Raw genomic sequence first — 18846 nt, forward strand, 5'->3', positions numbered from 1 at the left:
CGCATGTTGTAAGAAAAGTCGACTTAGCCTAACGTCGTCCTCATCAGTCGTCTTGCGACATAAGGCCAATCAATGCCGCCTAACGGACACCAGCAGCTGGAACGCCGTATCCCTGACCTGACGCAATTGCCTCGGCCGTTGTACGCCCGTGTCGAAAGCTTGAGCGCCGGCTCCTGGACCCAAGCCCATCGTCATGACTGGGTGCAATTTTCCTACGCCATCAGCGGCGTTCTCGGCGTACACACCGCCGCCGGCAGTTTCTTCGCCCCGCCACAACGGGGTATCTGGATCCCGGCCGACCTGGAACATCAGGTGGTGACCTCCACCCGGGCGGAAATGCGCAGTCTGTATGTCCACCGCCATGCCTGCCCCTGGGCCGACGAGCGTTGTCGGGTGCTGGAAGTCACGCCGCTGGCCCGTGAGTTGATCAAGGTGTTCTGTCAGCTTCCGGTTGATTATCCCCAGGGCGATACCCAGGAAGAACGGCTGGTGCAGGTGCTGCTGGATCAGTTGGCGACGTTACCGGAGGTAGGATTCTCCCTGCCGCTGCCGCGCCATGCCCGCTTGCTGGCGCTGTGTAACGAATTGATCGAACAGCCCGAACAGAACGTCACCTTGCAAGCCTGGTCTGAACGTCTGGGCACCTCGGAAAAAACCCTGATGCGCCTGTTCCAGCGCGAGACCGGCCTGAGTTTTCGGGCCTGGCGTCAGCGCATGCGCTTGTTGTCGTCCCTGGGCTCGTTGGAGAAGGGCGATAGCGTCACCAGCGCCGCGTTGTCCTGTGGGTATGATTCAACGTCCGCATTCATTGCCGCGTTCAAGGGGATGTTTGGGTATACCCCGGGGGAGTTGTTCAAGCATTGAGCCGCGGCACTGGCCTACGACGGCGGTAAATGTGACTGTCAGCCTTTGTCGCAAATACCTGGGCATTCAGTTGCCAACGCCAGGTCCGGTCTCGGCTATGATTCGGCGCGGTCGATTGATCCGGCACATTGTGTGCATCACAGGTTCATAGGTCGGCAACCCCTCCCCGTGGAGGAAGGATTGCCGTATAACGACTGTCATTCGCGTGTTTGGTAATAAAGGACCCACAATAAAAGCTGATGAAGACTCCAAAACGCATTGAACCCCTGATCGAGGACGGTCTGGTCGACGAGGTGCTGCGCCCACTCATGAGTGGTAAAGAAGCAGCTGTTTATGTGGTGCGCTGCGGCAACGAGCTACGTTGCGCGAAGGTCTACAAGGAGGCGAACAAGCGAAGTTTTCGTCAGGCGGCCGAGTATCAGGAAGGCCGCAAGGTCCGCAATAGCCGTCAGGCCCGGGCCATGGCCAAGGGCTCGAAGTTCGGCCGCAAGGAAACCGAGGACGCTTGGCAGAATGCCGAAGTGGCGGCGCTGTTCCGCCTGGCGAGCGCGGGTGTGCGCGTGCCCAAGCCGTACGACTTCCTTGAAGGCGTGCTGCTGATGGAGTTGGTGGCCGACGAGTACGGCGATGCGGCGCCGCGCCTGAACGATGTGGTACTGGAGCCGGACCAGGCCCGTGAATATCACGCCTATCTGATTTCCCAGATCGTGCTGATGTTGTGTACTGGCCTGGTGCACGGTGACCTGTCGGAGTTCAACGTCCTGCTGACGCCGACGGGGCCGGTGATCATCGACCTGCCGCAAGCCGTGGATGCGGCGGGTAACAACCATGCCTTCAGCATGCTGGAGCGGGACGTGGGCAACATGGCGTCCTACTTCGGCCGGTTCGCCCCGGAACTCAAGCGCACCAAGTACGCGAAGGAAATGTGGGCGCTGTATGAAGCCGGCACCTTGCACCCGGCCAGCGTGCTGACCGGCGAGTTCGACGAGCCGGAAGAGCTGGCGGATGTCGGTGGGATCATGCGTGAAATCGAGGCGGCCCGTCTGGATGAAGAACGCCGCCAGGCCGTCCGCGCTGCCGACGATGCCCCACCCGGCAAGACCGAAGAACCACCGCCGCCGTGGATGCAATGATCGGTTGAGCAGAAACCCGGCCAATGGCCGTAATGCTGTTCGCTTAGAAAAAACGGCGCTTCCTTCAGAAATGGGAAGCGCCGTTTTTTTGGTTTTTTTGAAAGCTCGGTGTTTGGTTGTTTTGTGTGTAGATCCGTTTTTTGCGTAACGGCGGCTTAGGGTTCCGCTCTTACAGCGGGTCACTTTTGAAAAGCGCAAAAGTAACCAAAACGCTTCTGCCCCACCACTCGGTGCCTCGCCTAGGCTCGGCATGCCTGAACGAAGGCATTGCTCCGTGGGCCGCCGCGAAGGGCCATCCATGGCCCAGCGCGGCTAACCCGGCATCCATGCCGGGTTGCCCACTGCGCAATACCTTCGTTCAGCCATCGTGGTTAACGGGGCGCCGAAATCAACGTCCACCACGAGGCGGCCTGATAGCCGACCTGGCTCTTGGCGAGACCGCGTTTCTCCTGTGGGAGCGAGCTTGCTCCCGTTTGAGTGCGCAGCGCTCATCGCTTTTTTGGGGCCGCTGTGCGCCCCAGCGGGAGCAAGCTCCCTCGCCACAGGACGTGCCGCTCCCAAAACCCTTGTGGGTCTCCATCATCACCGCAAGCTGAGCCACCGCTATCGCGAGCAAGCTCGCTCCCACAGGGGATTGGCGCAGGGCATCAACTCTTGCAACACCCCGACGCCAGTTCCTTGAGGATCGGGCAATCCGGGCGGTGGTCGCCGTGGCAGTGCTCTACCAGGTCCTGCAAGGTGTCGCGCAGTTCGGCCAGTTCGCGGATTTTCTGGTTCAGCTCATCGATGTGTTGCCGGGCCAGGGCCTTGACGTCGGCGCTGGCGCGTTGGCGGTCTTGCCAGAGGGTCAGCAGTTTGCCGACTTCTTCCAGGGAGAACCCCAAGTCGCGGGAGCGCTTGATGAACGCCAGGGTGTGCAGGTCATCAGTGCCGTAGATCCGATAGCCGCTGTCGGTGCGATGGGCAGCCCTGAGCAGGCCGATGGATTCGTAATAACGGATCATCTTCGCGCTCAGGCCGCTCTGGCGGGCCGCTTGGCCGATGTTCATCGCTTGTCCTCCAACTGCTTGGGTGTCCAGAACTTCAACAGTAGCGCATTGCTCACCACGCTGACGCTTGACAGCGCCATGGCCGCGCCGGCCAGCACCGGGTTGAGCAAACCGAACGCCGCCAGGGGGATGCCGATCAGGTTGTAGACGAACGCCCAGAACAGGTTCTGACGGATCTTGGCGTAGGTCTTGCGGCTGATGTCCAGCGCCGCCGGCACCAGTCGCGGATCGCCGCGCATGAGGGTGATGCCCGCGGCATGCATCGCCACGTCGGTGCCGCCGCCCATGGCAATGCCGATGTCGGCGGCGGCCAGGGCCGGGGCGTCGTTGATGCCGTCGCCGACCATCGCCACCACCGAATGGCGCTTCAATTGTTGGACGATGGCGGATTTATCCGCCGGCAATACCTCGGCATGGACATTGGATATCTCCAGCGCGTGGGCCACGACCCGGGCACTGCCTTGGTTGTCGCCGGTGAGCAGATGGCTGGCGATGTGCTGTTCATTCAAGGCCTGTACGGCGGCGAGAGCGCCAGGCTTGAGGGTGTCACCGAATGCGAACAGGCCCAGCACCCGCGGCGCCGCGCCTTGTTCGATCAACCAGGACAACGTGCGGCCTTCTGTTTCCCAAGCCTGTGCCGACTCGGCTAGCGAACCTGGGACCAGGCCCAGTTCGTCCAGTAGACGGCGATTGCCCAAGGCCAGGCGGCGCCCGTCGAGGCTGCCGGCAATGCCACGTCCGGCCAGAGACTGGCTGTCGCTGACATCCGGCACATCCAGGCCGCGCTCGGTGCAGGCGTCCAGTACCGCTTTGGCGAGCGGGTGTTCGCTGCCGCGTTGCAGCGCGCCGGCCATTTTCAGCAGCGCGTCTTCACCACCGTCCAGGGCAGTCAAGTGGGCGATGCGCGGCGTGCCGGAGGTCAGGGTGCCGGTCTTGTCGAACACCACGGTCGTGACTTCATGGGCGCGCTCCAGGGCCTCGGCATCCTTGATCAGAATGCCGTGGCGCGCAGCCACGCCGGTGCCGGCCATGATCGCCGTGGGCGTCGCCAGACCCAGGGCGCAGGGGCAGGCGATCACCAGCACCGCAACGGCGTTGATCAGCGCCGTTTCCAGTGGCGCACCGTAAAGCCACCAGCCGATCAACGTCGCCAAGGCCAGTACCAGCACCACCGGGACGAAGACCTGGCTGACTTTATCCACCAGTTTCTGGATCGGCGCCTTGGCGGCCTGGGCGTCTTCCACCAGGCGGATGATGCGCGCCAAGACGGTTTCGGTGCCCAAGGCTTGCGTGCGGACCAGCAGCCGGCCTTCGCCGTTGATGGCGCCGCCGGTGACCTTGTCGCCGGGTTGCTTGGGCACCGGCAGGCTTTCGCCGCTGATCAGCGCTTCGTCGGCGTGGCTCTGCCCTTCCAGCACTTCGCCGTCCACCGGGAAGCGTTCGCCGGGCTTGACCAGCACCAGGTCATTCAAGCGCAGGGCGCTGATGGCAACGTCCCGTTCCTGGCCCTCGATCACTTGGATCGCCCGCTCCGGGCGCAAGGCTTCGAGGGCGCGGATGGCGCTGGCGGTCTGGCGTTTGGCGCGGCTTTCCAGGTATTTGCCAAGCAACACCAGGGCGATCACGACGGCCGAGGCCTCGAAGTACAGGTGCGGCATGCTGCCGGGACGGGCGATCACCCATTCATAGACGCTCAAGCCGTAGCCGGCGCTGGTACCCAGGGCCACCAGCAGGTCCATGTTCCCGGCACCGGCCCGCAGGGCCTTGAAGGCGGCGACGTAGAAACGTGCACCGAAGATGAATTGCACCGGTGTCGCCAAGGCGAACTGCACCCAGGCCGGGAGCATCCAATGCACGCCGAATGGTTCCAGCAGCATCGGCAGCACCAGCGGCACGGACAGTAGAATCGCCAGCACCAGTGCCAGGCGTTCACGGTTCAGACGCTTGCTTTGCGTGTCGGCGACCTGCTCGGCCTGCCAGACCGTGGCGTTATAGCCGGCGCGCTTGACCGCATCGATCAGGGTTTGCCCATCCACCTGGCCGAGCAGTTCGAGGTGGGCGCGCTCATTGGCCAGGTTGACGCTGACGCTGTTCACGCCGTCGACCTTGCCCAGGGCCCGTTCGACCCGGCCGACACAGGAAGCGCAGGTCATGCCTTCGATGTTCAATTCCAGGATGTGCACGGGAACGCTATAGCCCGCCTGCTCGACGGCCTGCTTCAAGGCCGGCAGGCTGCCTTCGGGGGCCTGGACACGCGCCAGTTCCGTCGCCAGGTTGACGCTGACGGCGCTGGCACCGGCGACGTTGCTCAAGGCCCGCTCGACCCGCCCCGCGCAGCTGGCGCAGGTCATGCCGGCAATGGGTAGATCGAATGTGGTGGATTCGGACATCGGTCAGGCTCCCTGTAGTGAATGACTACAGGATCAACCTTGCCATGTTGGCAAGGTCAAGCGCCAATCGAAAAGCTTGAACGCATCTCTGATATGGGAGCTGGTTTTGTGGGAGCAAAGCTTGCTCGCGATCCAGGCGCTGCGGTCATCCGGAAATCCGTGGTGCTTTCATCGCGGGCAAGCCTTGCTCCCACAAAGCTCGCTCACACAGGGAGGAAGTGGCGTGTCAGTAACCGAGGCCGGCCGATTTGAGGAACATGCCTTCCTGGGTCATGGCGATGCGGAATTTCAAGATGTCGCCGGCCTTGAGGGTGATGTTCTGCGACCCTGGGGCGAGCATGCCCGGATTGCAACCCGGCGCCTGCCCCGGCAGCAACTTCAGGCGCAAGGAAAACTGGCCCGGCGGCAGGTTGAACGAGGTGCTTTGCTCCTGGAACAGCCTGGCCGAGAGCTGATCCTGGATGTAGATGCCAATTTCGCAATTGGTCGATACTTCCAGGCGTTCGCGGGAAATGATCACCACGCCGTAGTCTTCGCCGGCGGCCGAGGCCTGGGGCACCACCGCTGAAAAACCGAGCATGCAAAACAGGCTGAACGCTGACCAGCGCATGGCTGAACCTCCGGTGTTAAATCCTTAATGTGTGCAGCTTGGCTGAGGGCGATGCCGATTGCCAGCCCGGCAGTTTTTGTCAGAACTTGACCTTGCCATGATGGCAAGCTTGAGACTGGCGCCAACCTCAATTCCAAGGAGTCATCTCATGCAAACATTCAATGTTCAGGGAATGTCCTGCGGCCACTGCGTCAAGGCCATCACCCAGGCTGTCCAGGCCAAGGACCCGACGGCCGATGTGCAAGTCGACTTGGGTGCCAAGACCGTCCGGGTCCAGAGCTCATTGGCGGCCGATGCCGTGCTCGCGGCCATCCAGAAGGAGGGCTATGAGGTCAGTCCTGCTTGAAGTTTTTTAATCGTTAGCGACCTATCGGAATGTTCAAGCGCGCCCGGCACGGCTAGACTGTCGGGCTGTCGAACGACGCCTGAGCTGGACGCCCGATGAACCTCCGTATCATTCTGATTCTTGGCGCCTTGAGCGCTTTCGGTCCCTTGGCGATCGACTTCTACCTGCCCGCCTTTCCGGCGATGGCCACCGCCTTCGGGACTGACGAAAAACACATCCAGTTGACCCTGGCGGCCTATTTCCTCGGTTTGTCCATTGGGCAACTGGCCTATGGGCCGGTGGCGGATCGCTTCGGCCGGCGCATTCCGCTGCTGACTGGCGTCGGCCTGTTCACCCTGGCGTCCCTGGCCTGCGCCTATGCGCCGAACCTCGAATGGCTGATCGGCGCCCGCTTCGTCCAGGCCCTCGGCGGATGCGCCGGGATGGTGATTTCCCGGGCCGTGGTCAGCGACAAATGCGACGCGGTGGGCTCGGCCAAGGTGTTTTCGCAGTTGATGCTGGTGATGGGCCTGGCGCCGATTCTCGCGCCGATGTTGGGCGGGTTGCTGGTGAACCTGCACGGCTGGCAGTCGATTTTCATTGCCCTGACCCTGTTCAGCGCGCTGGCGGCAACGGCCGTGGCCTTGTGGTTGCCGGAAAGCTTGCCGGACCATGTGCCTCGACCACCCTTGTCGGGCGCGTTGCGCCAATACGGCCGGTTACTGACCGATTCGGTCTATCTCGGTCATGCGTTGACGGGGGGCATCGCTATCGCTGGGATGTTTGCCTACATCGCCGGTTCGCCTTTTGTATTCATCAAGCTTTATGGCGTGCCCGCCGAGCATTTCGGTTGGCTGTTCGGCACCAACGCGGCGGGGTTCATCCTGGTTGCCCAGGTCAACGCCCGGCTGCTGTCCAAGCGCGGCCCGGCGTTCCTGCTGAGCCGCGCGGTGTGGGTCTACCTGGGCGCCGGGCTGAGCCTGCTGGCGGTCAGTTCATTGCAACCTGCGCAGTTGTGGCCGCTGCTGATCCCGCTGTTTATCTGCATCGCCAGCCTGGGTTGCATCCTTCCCAATGCCTCGGCCTGCGCCATGAACGGGCAGGGCGCACGGGCCGGCAGTGCTTCGGCCATGCTCGGATGCCTGCAGTTTTCGGTCGCGGCGGGCGCCGCCGCGCTGGTCGCCGCGTTGCATGACGGCACCGCAGTGCCGATGGCCTTGGTCATCAGTCTCTGCGGGTTATTGGTGGTGTGTGCCGCCATGCTTACCCGTCGCCTGCAAAATGCCCGGGCATTGGCCCAGGCCAGTCGCGAGGGCTGACTCAGCCGGCCGCGCGCTGCTGCTGTTCGGGGAAATGATGGGGGGCGTGGATCCGCGCTTGCAAGGTCGTGGCGAAAGCCTGGGCTTCGGCCTCGGTACGAAAGGTGACGACGTGCTGGTCAAGACGCACTTGCCATTGGGATTTTGCCACTTCTTTTATCAGGATCTTCATTGCTGACCTCCTCACGAAAAGATTACGTTGCAAAGGCCTCGAGTGTAGACCCGAATGCGATCGTAGTTGTGACAACGATCAATTCTCGGACTGACGGTGCAGTTCCAGGTTGATGCAACACCTGTGGGAGCGAGCTTGCTCGCGATAGCGGTGGACCCGCCGACATCAATGTTGCCTGACCTGGCCCCATCGCGAGCAAGCTCGCTCCCACAGGATTGTTTGCAGGGCTACTGCCCAGTGCAGTCAGAAGCTTTCAAGCACAATCTTGCCCTTGGCCTTGCCGCTTTCCAGCAAGGCATGGGCCCGGCGCAGGTTCTCGGCGTTGATGGTGCCGAAATGTTCGCCCACCGTGGTCTTCAGCGTGCCGGCGTCGATCAGGGCAGCCACACGGTTGAGCAGTTTGTGTTGTTCAAGCATGTCAGCCGTTTCGAACAGCGAGCGGGTGTACATGAACTCCCAATGCAACGACAGGCTCTTGCGCTTGAGCTTGGTCACGTCCAGCGCCTTGGGATCGTCGATCAGCGCCAGTTTGCCCTGGGGCGCGAGGGCTTCGACCAACTGATCCAGATGCTGGTCGGTCTGGGTCAGGCTGGCGACGTGAGTCACCTGGGGCTGGCCTGCTTCTTTCAATACGTCGCTCAAGGGGCGGCTGTGGTCGATCACCAGGTCGGCACCCAGGCTGCGCACCCATTCCTGGGTTTGCGCACGGGACGCGGTGCCAATCACCTTCAGCCCGGTGAGTTGGCTGGCCAGTTGCGTCAGGATCGAGCCCACGCCACCCGCGGCGCCGACGATCAACAGGCTCTGGCCCTGGTCGTCCTGGCCTTCCTGGATGTGCAGGCGTTCGAACAACAATTCCCAGGCGGTGATGGCCGTCAGCGGCAGCGCCGCCGCGTCGGCGAAACCGAGGGTCTTGGGCATGTGGCCGACAATGCGCTCATCCACCACGTGCAATTCGCTGTTGCCACCGGCCCGGGCGATGGAGCCGGCGTAGAACACCTTGTCCCCGGCCTTGAACAGCGTGACCTCGCTGCCTACCGCCTTGACCACGCCGGCCACGTCCCAGCCCAGCACCTTGGCAACGCCAGCTTCGGGCTGGACGTTCTGGCGGACCTTGGTGTCCACCGGGTTGACCGAAATGGCCTTGACCTCCACCAGCAGGTCCCGGGGACCGGCGACCGGCTCCGGCAGCTCGATGTCTTGGAGCGATTGCGGGTCGGTGATAGGCAATGAGTGGTAGTAGGCGATGGCTTTCATGAAGCGGCTCCGTGAGGTGAGTTTCGATGAAGGCCATGTTTAGCTATTTATCGCCGAGATAAAACCGGCTAAAACAACAGGCTCTTTCAATGCTTTTTTGATAATGGAGGGGTGATGCTGCGCTTCGATGACTTGCAATTGTTTGTCCGGGCGGCGGACTTGGGCAGTCTGTCGGCCGCGGCCAGGGTCATGGACCTGTCGGCGGCGGTGGCCAGTGCCGCATTGAAACGGATCGAGCTGCACCTTGGCGCGCGGCTGTTGGCCCGCTCCACCCGTAGCCTGCGCCTGACAGCGGAAGGCGAGGGTTTTCTCGAATATGCCCGGGCCGCGTTGAGCAGCCTTGACGAAGGGCGGCGGTTGTTGACCAGCGGCCAGGATCAGGTCAGCGGGGTGTTGCAGTTGTCCGCGCCGTCGGACCTGGGACGCAACTTGCTGTTGCCCTGGCTGGATGCGTTCCAGCGCGAGCACCCGGGGCTGACGGTGCGGCTGCTGCTGGGCGATCGCATGGCCGACCTGTTCAAGCAGCCGGTGGACATCGCCCTTCGTTATGGCGAGCCGGAAGATTCGAGCCTGGTGGCCTTGCCCGTCGCCCCGGACAACCGTCGGGTGCTGTGTGCATCGCCGGATTATCTGGCGCGCCAGGGCGAACCCCATCAGTTGGAACAACTTGCCCAGCACAACTGCCTGTTGTACATGCTGGGCAGCCGGGTCCATGACCGATGGGGTTTTCATGACGGCAAACGGGAGGTGAGCCTCACCGTCAGTGGCGACCGTTTCAGTGATGACGCCGATGTGGTGCGCCGCTGGGCGGTGGCGGGGGCCGGGATTGCCTACAAATCGTGGCTGGATGTGTCCACCGATGTGCTGGCCGGGCGTTTGAAAATCCTCTTGCCGCACCTGCAATGCGAACGCGCGCCCCTCAATTTGCTGTGTGCCCACCGGGCGCAATTGAGCAAACCCATCAATCTTTTGCGGGACATGCTCCAGGCCCGCTGTGCTGAGTTGACGGCTCGATTTCCACTCCCGACGGGGCCCGGCCATTAGTCGCGCGCAAATAGAGAATTTTCCCTCATGAACAATCGCCTCCAAAGGTTTCCGGAGGACAGGAAAGCTCGATAGTCGCGCTTATACTAGCGACCGCCTGCGCCAGAGCAGTAGACGAATGATTCAACAGGGAGTGAATACATGGAACATGCACCTTGCATCAGCCAGATCGCCACGCTGCTGGCTGACCCCAAGCGCAGCGCAATGATGTGGGCCTTGATGGACGGCACGGCCCGCCAGGCCGAGGAGTTGGCGTTGCTCGCCGGGTTGTCGCCGTCCTCGGCCAATGCGCACCTGGGGCGTCTGTCCGCCGGAGGCCTGTTGAAAGTCGAAGCCCGGGGCCGCAAGCGGTTTTTCCGCCTGGCCGCGCCTGAAATCGGCGCAGCCGTCGAAGCACTGGCCAGCGCGACCCTGGTCAGTACGCCACGGCAGATTCCGGATGTTTTCAAGCGCCGGGTCATGCCGACCAAGGCCCCTTCGGCCCCCGCTTCGTTGATGCGGGCCAGGCTGTGCGACGATCACCTGGGGGGAACCCTGGCGGCCGACCTTTACCAGCGCCTGCTCGACGCCGGGTGGATCGAGCAGTTCGAACAACGGGTGGTCGTCACGCACAAGGGCGCCAATCAATTGGCCGAGCGTGGCCTGTTCATCCAGGCCCTGGCCCATCGCAATGCCCGTGTTGCCTGCCCCTGCCCGGACTGGAGCGAGCGACGTCCGCACCTGGGTGGCGCGCTGGGGGCGGCGTTGCTGCAACTGTTCATGCAGTCGGGTTGGCTGACCTTGCCCAACGATTCGCGGGCCTTGCAGGTAACGACGCTCGGCCAACAGGAAATCCACCGGTTCGCCCGGCAGGATGCCGTGGAGATGGCGTTCTAGGGAACGCTCCTGGCGCGTCGCTCAGGGCTGTCGACAGGTCGTATTCAGCAATCGCCACCCGTAAGGTTCGCGCACACTCGGTCCGGGGAAATCATCGGATTGGGGAGGTAGCATGGACATTCACGGTTACAGCGCGGCGGAACGCTTGGAGCGGTTACCCATCAGCGGGTATCACCGGGTGATTTTCATCATCATCGCCCTGGCGTTTTTCTTCGACTCCATGGACCTGGCGATGATGACGTTCCTGCTGGGCTCGATCAAAGCCGAGTTCGGCCTGAGCACCGCCCAGGCCGGTCTGCTCGCCAGCTCCAGCTTCTTCGGCATGGTGCTGGGGGCGTCGCTGTCGGGCATGCTGGCCGATCGTTTCGGGCGCAAACCGGTGTTCCAATGGAGCATCGTGTTGTGGGGCATTGCCAGCTACCTGTGCTCCACCGCCCAAGACGTGGAGACCTTGACGTTGTTTCGCGTCCTGCTGGGCATCGGCATGGGCATGGAGTTTCCGATTGCCCAGTCGATGCTCTCGGAGCTGATCCCGGCCAAGCGTCGAGGGCGCTACATCGCCTTGATGGACGGCTTCTGGCCGCTGGGCTTCGTGGCGGCGGGCGTGCTGTCGTATTTTCTGCTGCCGGTGATCGGCTGGCGCGACATCTTCCTGGTGCTGGCGGTGCCGGCGGTGTTTGTCCTGGCGATTCGTTTCTTCATTCCCGAGTCGCCGCGCTGGCTGGAGCAGGCCGGTCGGGGTGACGAAGCGGACGCGGTGCTCAAGCGAATCGAAGACAAGGTCCGGGCCTCGCTGGGACGGCGCGACCTGCCGGAGCCGATCCGCCTGCCAAGGGTCGAGAGCACGCCGGGCAATTTCTTTTCGGCCCTGGCGCAGATATGGTCGCCGTTGTATCGCCAGCGCACGATGATGATCTGGAGCGTCTGGTTCTTCGCCTTGCTCGGTTTCTATGGCCTGACGTCCTGGCTCAGCGCGTTGTTGCAGCAGTCGGGGTTCGCCGTGACCCAGTCGGTGTATTACACCGTGCTGATTTCCCTGGGCGGGATTCCCGGCTTCCTGATGGCGGCCTGGCTGGTGGAGCGTTGGGGGCGTAAGCCGGTGTGCATCATCACGTTGCTGGGCGGCGGGGTGATGGCGTTTCTGTATGGGCAGAGCGCGGTGTTTGGCGGCAACGTCGGCTTGTTGATCGGCACCGGGCTGCTGATGCAGTTTTTCCTGTTTGGCATGTGGGCGGTGCTCTACACCTACACGCCGGAGCTGTACCCCACCTCGGCCCGGGCCACCGGCTCGGGCTTTGCTTCGGCGGTAGGTCGTATCGGTTCGCTGCTTGGCCCATTGGTGACCGGCCTTGTGTTTCCCATCACCGGCCAGGGCGGTGTGTTCGCCCTGGGCGCGCTGTGCTTCGCCGTGGCGGCGGGGGTGGTCTGGTTGTTCGGGATGGAGACGCGGGGCAAGACACTGGAGGAGTTGAGCGAAGCGCCCGTCGCCGACTAAACACCTTCCTCTGTGGGAGCGAGCTTGCTCGCGATAGCGGTCCGGCATCCAACATCGCTGTCGACTGATACACCGCCATCGCGAGCAAGCTCGCTCCCACAATTGAATCTGCGTCCAACCGGGGATGTGCAGGCGATCAAAAACCTGTGGAAGCGAGCTTGCTCCCACAGGGTTGATTGTCGGCTTTAGGGTTTTACTAGTCGCGCATCCAGGCTGTTCTGCGCCAGGCGTTTGGCCTGGTCTTGGGTCATGCCCAGGTGGGTGTGCAGGGCGTGGAAGTTCTCGGTGACGTAGCCGCCGAAGTACGCCGGGTCATCGGAATTCACCGTCACCTTCACGCCGCGCTCGAGCATGTCGAGGATGTTGTGCTGCGACATGTCGTCGAACACGCACAGCTTGGTGTTGGACAGCGGGCAGACGGTCAATGGAATCTGCTCGTCTATGATCCGCTGCATCAGCCGCTCATCTTCGATGGCCCGCACGCCATGGTCGATGCGCTGGATCTTCAGCAGGTCGAGGGCTTCCCAGATGTACTCGGGCGGGCCTTCTTCGCCGGCGTGGGCGACGGTCAGGAAGCCTTCGTTGCGTGCGCGGTCGAACACGCGCTGGAACTTGCTCGGTGGATGGCCCATTTCCGAACTGTCCAGGCCCACGGCCACGAAGGCCTCGCGGAATGGCAGCGCTTGATCGAGGGTTTTCTCGGCTTGTTCTTCGCTCAGGTGGCGCAGGAAGCTCAGGATCAGGCCGCTGGTGATGCCCAGTTGCTGCTCGCCGTCCTTGAGGGCGGCGGCGATGCCGTTGAGCACCACTTCGAACGGGATGCCACGGTCGGTGTGGGTCTGCGGGTCGAAGAACGGTTCGGTGTGGATCACGTTCTGCGCCTTGCACCGCAACAGGTAGGCCCAGGTCAGGTCGTAGAAATCCTGGGACGTGCGCAGCACATCGGCGCCCTGGTAATACAGGTCGAGGAATTCCTGCAGGTTGTTGAAGGCATAGGCCTTGCGCAGGGTGTCGACGTCATTCCACGGCAGGGCGATCTTGTTGCGTTCGGCCAGGGCGAACAGCAGCTCGGGCTCCAGCGAGCCTTCCAGGTGCAGGTGCAGTTCAGCCTTGGGCAGGGCGTTCAGCCAGTCGTACATGGTCTTTTCTCATCAGCGAATCGATGGCGGGCATTCTACAGGGGGCTGGCCGTCCTGTCGGGTAAAACCTGACCGGCTGATCCACTACACGGCGTGGGGCTCCCGGCGGTAAGCATAGGTGTCGGCGAAGCGCGAGAGCAGGAATTGTGCGCAGGTGGTGGTCGGGTACTTTGGCGGGTGGGCGTCATCCTGGCAACCGGGCAGGCATTGGATCAGCGTGTCGGGGTGTGGCTCGGCGAAGAACGGCATCGAATAGCGGTCCACTCCCAGTGGGCTGATCACCCGATGCGGCGTAGACAGGTACCGGTCGTTACTCCAGCGCGCCATCATGTCGCCGAGGTTGACCACGAAGGTGCCGTCGATGGGCGGCGCGTCGACCCACTGGCCGTTGACGTTGCGTACTTGCAGGCCGCCGGCGGCGTCCTGGTAGAGCAGGGTGATGCAGCCGTAGTCGGTATGTGCCCCGGCACCTTGCTGTTCGGCGCAACTGGCGGTGTCGCGGGGCGGGTAGTGGATCAGGCGCAGCACGCTTACCGGCTCGTTGAAACGCGTGTCGAAAAAGTCCCGCTCGATGCCCAGGGCCAGGGTCATGGCCCGCAGCAGGGTTTGCGCAAGCGCCTGCATGTCGCGGTAATGCTGCTCCATCAAGGTTTCCCAGCCGTTCAGATCAGGGTGCCGGTTGGGGCCGCGCAGGGGTTTTTCCGCCAGCACCTCGGGGTGATCGGCCGGCAAGTGCAGGCCCATGTCGAAGGTTTCCTTCAGGTCGCTGGGCTTGGTCGGGTCCAACTGTTCGGTGGCGACGGCGCCGTAACCACGATGGTGGCGGGTCCGGGTGATGTCGATCTTGAGTTTTTCTTCGACGGGCAGGGCGAAGAAGCGTTGGGCATTGCCCAGCACCTCGGCGATGCGCGCCGGGCTGATGGGATGGCCCTTGATGTAGAAAAAGCCCCACTGGCGGCAGGCGCGGTCGATGTGCCCGGCGACGGCTTGCCAGGCGTCGGGCTCATCGCCGTAGAGCGGGCTGATGTCGATGATGGGCAGGCTGTTCATGCGGCTTTCCTGAATTTGGACGCGGACCCATGTGGGAGCGAGCAAGCTCGCTCCCACAGGGTTATGTGTTTGGCCTGAGGATTACTTCGGAATCTCAGCCTTCATGCCTTCGACGTAATAATTCATCGACGCCAGTTCCGCATTGGTGGCGCTCGCGCCGGCGGGGATTTTCTCGACGCCGGCCTGGTCCTTGATCGGGCCGGTGAACGGGTGGAAGGCGCCACTCTCGATGTCGGCGATGATCTGCTCGGCTTCGCCCTTGACGGCTGCTGGCACCAGGTCGCTGATCGGTAGTTTCACCGTGCCTTCCTTCAGGCCGCCCCAGTAGTCCTGGGATTTCCAGCTGTGGTCGATCACACTCTGGGTCGCCTGGATGTAATGCGGGCCCCAGTCGTTGACGATGGACGTCAGCACCGCCTTGGGACCGAAGTGAGCCATGTCCGAAGCGTAGCCCACCGCATAGACGCCGCGTCGCTCGGCGGCCTGGATCGGCGCCGGGCTGTCGGTGTGCTGGAACACCACGTCCACGCCTTGGTCGATCAGTGCGTTGGCGGCGTCGGCTTCCTTGCCCGGGTCGAACCAGGAGTTGACCCACACCACCTTGATCTCGGTGCCGGGGTTGTATTTGTTGAGGGCCAGTTGGATGGCGTTGATGTCGCGAATGACTTCCGGGATCGGGAAGGAGGCGACGTAGCCGATCTTCTTGGTCTTGGTCATCTTGGCCGCGAGGAAGCCGCCGACGTAGCGGCCTTCGTAGGTGCGTGCCAGGTACGTGCCCAGGTTCTTGTCCTGTTTGTAGCCAGTGGCGTGTTCGAAGATCACCTTGGGAAATTGCTTGGCGACCTTGAGCGTCGGGTTCATGTAGCCGAAGGAGGTGGTGAAGATCAGGTCGTATTTGTCCTTGGCCATGTTGCGGATCACCCGCTCGGCGTCGGCCCCCTCCGGCACGTTTTCCACGTAATGGGTGGTGATCTGCTCGCCGAATTTCGCCGCCAGCTCCTTGCGCCCTTGTTCATGCTGATAGGTCCAGCCGTGGTCGCCGATCGGGCCGATATAGACGAAGCCGACCTTCAGCGGGTCGGCGGCACTGGCATTCAGGCCGGCGCCCAGGCCGACGGCTGCGACGACGGCGCAAAGCAACTGCTTCAAGGGGCGTTTGTGCATGAACTCGAACTCCGTTTTGTTGTGAGGTTGGCTGTGCAGCACCAATGCAAAATGCTGACCAACAAGACAACTAATGTTCGGCATCTTGATGCCGCCATCGCGGGCAAGCCTTGCTCCCACAAGTGCAACGCCAAACCATGTGGAATCAGACCTTGCCCCAACAGATGGGCAGCACAACCTCATGGGAAGGCAAGCTTGCTTCACAAGTGCGACGCAATACCTGTGGGAGCAAGGCTTGCCCGCGATGAGGCCTTTGAGAACAATAAAGGTGCACTCTGCCTGCAAGCGCCACCCCCTGGTGCATCACACCGAACGAAACGTTCGCGTCCCCCCATAGTCAGTAGCTCATGACCCCGCCCACGGTGACAGGCCCGCGATGCTCACTTTAATCAAGCAAGAAAAACTGCTGTTGCTGGCGCTGGTCGCCGCGTGTATCGCCTATCCGCTGGAACACTGGCTGTTGGGCAGCGGGCAGATCGTCGCGTTGCTGGGTGGGTTGGTCCTGATCGGCTTCATCGTCGCGGCCTCCATGCGCGTGGCTCATCACGCCGAGCTGCTGGCGGAAAAGGTCGGCGATCCTTACGGCACCATGATCCTGACCCTGTCGGCGGTGCTGGTGGAGGTGGTGATCCTGGCGATCATGATGAGCAACGAAGCGTCCTCGACGTTAGTGCGAGACACGATCTACTCGGCGGTGATGCTCGACATCAACGGCATTCTCGGGCTCGCGGCGCTGATGGGCGGGATCAAGCATGGCGAGCAGGCTTACAACGACGATTCGGCGCGCACCTACAGCGTGATGATTCTCACCGCCATGGGGGTGTCGATGGTGGTACCGGAGTTCATTCCCCGCGAGAGCTGGAAAATGTATTCGGCATTTACCATCGGCGCGATGATCGTGTTGTACACCCTGTTCCTGCGCATGCAGGTCGGGCCTCACAGTTACTTCTTCAGTTACAGCTATCCGGAAAAACGCCGCAAGAAAGAGCCGGTGGAAAACGAGCCGAAACCCATCAGCCTGACGTTCTCCATCAGTGCGCTGGTGTTTGGCGTGGTGGTGATCGGGGCGCTGGCTGAAGTCATGTCCAAGGCCATCGACCTGGGCCTGGAAGGCTCGGGCGCGCCGCCAGTGGTCACGGCGATTCTGGTGGCCGCGATCTCCGCCGCGCCGGAAATCCTCACCGCCCTGCGCGCCGCTCTGGCCAATCGCATGCAATCGGTGGTGAACATCGCGCTGGGCGCTTCGCTGTCCACCGTGATCCTCACCGTGCCGGTGATGGAAGCCATGGCCCTCTACACCGGCCAACCCTTCCAGATGGCAATGACCCCGGTGCAGACGGTGATGATCTTCATCACCCTGATCGTCAGCGCGATCAACCTTAACGATGGTGAAACCAATGCCATTGAAGGCATGACCCACTTTGTGTTGTTCGCGACGTTTATCATGTTGTCGCTGTTGGGCCTCTAGAAGAGCATCGCGGGCAAGCCTTGCTCCCACAGTGAAGGGTGGGTGTTTATGCAGGCAGCCTCGCCGCGAGCCTGTGGGAGCAAGGCTTGCCCGCGATGGCGTCCGGTCAGGTGCCGGCGATCAATTCCCGCGCCGCCTGGCTGTGATCGGCAATCAGGCCCTTCAAGTCCAACCCCTCGACCTGCCCGTCGATCACTCGCCATTGCCCGCCGATCATCACCCGATCCGCCCGGTCCGCGCCGCACAGCAGCAGGGCCGAGACCGGGTCGTGGCTGCCGGAGAAGCGCAGCTCATCGAGCTTGAACAGCGCCAGGTCGGCCTGCTTGCCCACCGCCAATTCGCCAATATCGCTGCGCCCGAGCAGTTGCGCCGAGCCCCGGGTCGCCCAGCCCAGTACGCGCGCCGGCGTGATCGCTGGCGCGCCGTAGCGCAGGCGCTGGATGTACAGCGCCTGACGGGTTTCGAGGATCATGTTCGAGGCATCGTTGGACGCCGAACCGTCTACGCCCAAGCCCACGGGAGCGCCGGCGGCAGTCAGTTCCAGGGTCGGGCAAATGCCCGAGGCCAGGCGCATGTTCGAGCTTGGGCAGTGACAGATGCCGGTGCCGGCGGCGCCGAGTCGGGCGATTTCATCCGGGTTGAAATGAATACCGTGGGCCAGCCAGGTACGTGGGCCGAGCCAGCCGACGCTGTCCAGGTAATCCACGGTGCGCAGGCCGAAACGTTGCAGGCAGAACGCTTCTTCATCGAGGGTTTCGGCCAGGTGCGTGTGCAAGCGTACGTCGAGTTTTTCCGCCAGTTCGGCACTGGCGCTCATGATCTGGGGCGTGACCGAAAAAGGTGAGCAGGGCGCCAGGGCAATCTGGATCTGTGCGCCGTCGCCGCGTTCGTGGTACTCGGCGATCAAGCGCTGGCTGTCGGCGAGAATCACCTCGCCCTGCTGCACGGTCTGCTGCGGCGGCAAACCACCGTCGGCCTCACCCAGGCTCATGGAGCCGCGAGTCAGCATCGCGCGCATGCCCAGTTCACGGACACTTTGCACTTGTACGTCGATGGCCTGTTCCAAGCCCTGGGGAAACAGGTAATGGTGGTCGGCCGCCGTGGTGCAGCCCGACAGCAGCAACTCGGCCAAGGCCACTTTGCTCGCCAGGGCGAGTTTTTCCGGGGTCAGCCGCGCCCACACCGGGTAGAGGGTCTTCAGCCACGGGAACAACGGCTGGTTTACCACCGGCGCCCAGGCGCGGGTCAGGGTCTGGTAGAAGTGATGATGGGTGTTGATCAACCCCGGCAGGATCACATGCTCGCGGGCGTCGAAGATGTGGTCGCAGGGTAGGGCGGGTTGCTGGCCGGCGCTCAGCAGCTCGACGATCACACCGTCCTGCAGGACGAGACCGCCACGGGCATCGAGGTCGTTGGCAGTGAAAATGGCGAGGGGATTTTTTAACCAGGTACGGGTCGCAGGCATGGTGGCCGGCTCCTCTGAAAGTGGGT

General features: G+C 62.7%; 17 protein-coding genes. 8 read left to right on the top strand and 9 right to left on the bottom strand.

Annotation, left to right across the window (positions count from 1 at the left end; translation table 11 throughout):
• The first annotated feature begins 72 nt into the window (after positions 1 to 72).
• Together PSH84_RS08035 and PSH84_RS08040 are read left to right on the top strand one after the other, a co-directional pair.
• On the top strand, positions 73 to 864 hold the full coding sequence (locus PSH84_RS08035) for an AraC family transcriptional regulator (protein WP_122567218.1): 792 nt from the start codon (positions 73 to 75) through the stop codon (positions 862 to 864).
• A gap of 239 nt (positions 865 to 1103) precedes the next feature.
• Positions 1104 to 1997 (top strand): PA4780 family RIO1-like protein kinase, encoded by an 894-nt coding sequence (locus tag PSH84_RS08040; protein ID WP_014336406.1) that lies wholly within the window; start codon positions 1104 to 1106, stop codon positions 1995 to 1997.
• Positions 1998 to 2644: 647 nt separating this feature from the next.
• Here PSH84_RS08040 and cueR read toward each other — a convergent pair.
• The 3 genes from cueR to PSH84_RS08055 form a co-directional block, all read right to left on the bottom strand.
• Complete coding sequence (cueR, locus tag PSH84_RS08045; RefSeq protein ID WP_122567217.1) at positions 2645 to 3046, bottom strand: Cu(I)-responsive transcriptional regulator; 402 nt, start codon at positions 3044 to 3046, stop codon at positions 2645 to 2647.
• On the bottom strand, positions 3043 to 5436 hold the full coding sequence (locus PSH84_RS08050; protein WP_305482544.1) for a heavy metal translocating P-type ATPase: 2394 nt from the start codon (positions 5434 to 5436) through the stop codon (positions 3043 to 3045). The genes cueR and PSH84_RS08050 overlap by 4 nt, the downstream gene beginning before the upstream one ends.
• A 226-nt stretch (positions 5437 to 5662) precedes the next feature.
• Positions 5663 to 6046, bottom strand: a complete 384-nt coding sequence (locus PSH84_RS08055) for a hypothetical protein (protein WP_122567215.1) — start codon at positions 6044 to 6046, stop codon at positions 5663 to 5665.
• A 148-nt stretch (positions 6047 to 6194) separates the two neighbouring features.
• On the opposite strand from PSH84_RS08055, the gene PSH84_RS08060 reads away from it, so the two are divergent.
• Both PSH84_RS08060 and PSH84_RS08065 read left to right on the top strand, forming a co-directional pair.
• The gene (locus PSH84_RS08060) at positions 6195 to 6392 is read left to right on the top strand and encodes a heavy-metal-associated domain-containing protein (RefSeq protein ID WP_122567214.1); all 198 of its coding nucleotides are present in this window, start codon (positions 6195 to 6197) and stop codon (positions 6390 to 6392) included.
• Positions 6393 to 6487: 95 nt separating this feature from the next.
• Positions 6488 to 7690, top strand: coding sequence for a multidrug effflux MFS transporter (locus PSH84_RS08065; protein ID WP_122567213.1), 1203 nt, complete (start codon positions 6488 to 6490; stop codon positions 7688 to 7690).
• A gap of 1 nt (position 7691) precedes the next feature.
• Here the strand turns inward: PSH84_RS08065 and PSH84_RS08070 are convergent, their stop codons facing one another.
• Together PSH84_RS08070 and PSH84_RS08075 are read right to left on the bottom strand one after the other, a co-directional pair.
• Positions 7692 to 7862: a hypothetical protein gene (locus PSH84_RS08070; RefSeq protein WP_163006800.1), complete on the bottom strand. Its 171-nt coding sequence runs from the start codon at positions 7860 to 7862 to the stop codon at positions 7692 to 7694.
• 243 nt (positions 7863 to 8105) lie between these two features.
• Positions 8106 to 9119, bottom strand: coding sequence for a zinc-binding alcohol dehydrogenase family protein (locus PSH84_RS08075; protein ID WP_122567212.1), 1014 nt, complete (start codon positions 9117 to 9119; stop codon positions 8106 to 8108).
• Between the two features lie 114 nt (positions 9120 to 9233).
• Between PSH84_RS08075 and vimR the strand changes: the two genes are divergently transcribed.
• The 3 genes from vimR (at position 9234) to PSH84_RS08090 (ending at position 12534) form a co-directional block, all read left to right on the top strand.
• Complete coding sequence (vimR, locus tag PSH84_RS08080) at positions 9234 to 10163, top strand: transcription regulator VimR (protein WP_305482546.1); 930 nt, start codon at positions 9234 to 9236, stop codon at positions 10161 to 10163.
• A 141-nt stretch (positions 10164 to 10304) separates the two neighbouring features.
• Positions 10305 to 11039 (top strand): ArsR/SmtB family transcription factor, encoded by a 735-nt coding sequence (locus tag PSH84_RS08085; RefSeq protein WP_122567210.1) that lies wholly within the window; start codon positions 10305 to 10307, stop codon positions 11037 to 11039.
• Positions 11040 to 11151: 112 nt separating this feature from the next.
• Positions 11152 to 12534 carry an MFS transporter gene (locus PSH84_RS08090; RefSeq protein ID WP_305482548.1) on the top strand — a complete coding sequence of 461 codons (1383 nt, stop codon included), beginning with the start codon at positions 11152 to 11154 and terminating at the stop codon, positions 12532 to 12534.
• Between the two features lie 185 nt (positions 12535 to 12719).
• Here PSH84_RS08090 and PSH84_RS08095 read toward each other — a convergent pair whose 3' ends face one another.
• From PSH84_RS08095 to PSH84_RS08105, 3 genes are all read right to left on the bottom strand, one after another.
• Positions 12720 to 13673: an adenosine deaminase gene (locus PSH84_RS08095; protein WP_060739317.1), complete on the bottom strand. Its 954-nt coding sequence runs from the start codon at positions 13671 to 13673 to the stop codon at positions 12720 to 12722.
• Between the two features lie 84 nt (positions 13674 to 13757).
• Complete coding sequence (locus tag PSH84_RS08100; protein ID WP_305469572.1) at positions 13758 to 14723, bottom strand: 2-oxoglutarate and iron-dependent oxygenase domain-containing protein; 966 nt, start codon at positions 14721 to 14723, stop codon at positions 13758 to 13760.
• An 81-nt stretch (positions 14724 to 14804) separates the two neighbouring features.
• Positions 14805 to 15887, bottom strand: coding sequence for a BMP family ABC transporter substrate-binding protein (locus tag PSH84_RS08105; RefSeq protein ID WP_122567331.1), 1083 nt, complete (start codon positions 15885 to 15887; stop codon positions 14805 to 14807).
• A 376-nt stretch (positions 15888 to 16263) separates the two neighbouring features.
• Here PSH84_RS08105 and PSH84_RS08110 point away from each other — a divergent pair, with 376 nt between their 5' ends.
• Positions 16264 to 17355, top strand: a complete 1092-nt coding sequence (locus PSH84_RS08110; protein WP_305482549.1) for a calcium:cation antiporter — start codon at positions 16264 to 16266, stop codon at positions 17353 to 17355.
• 106 nt (positions 17356 to 17461) lie between these two features.
• On the opposite strand, the gene PSH84_RS08115 is transcribed toward PSH84_RS08110, so the two are convergent.
• The gene (locus tag PSH84_RS08115) at positions 17462 to 18820 is read right to left on the bottom strand and encodes an 8-oxoguanine deaminase (protein ID WP_122567206.1); all 1359 of its coding nucleotides are present in this window, start codon (positions 18818 to 18820) and stop codon (positions 17462 to 17464) included.
• Positions 18821 to 18846: the final 26 nt, after the last annotated feature.

The organism is Pseudomonas beijingensis, assembly GCF_030687295.1.
Lineage (GTDB): Bacteria > Pseudomonadota > Gammaproteobacteria > Pseudomonadales > Pseudomonadaceae > Aquipseudomonas > Aquipseudomonas beijingensis.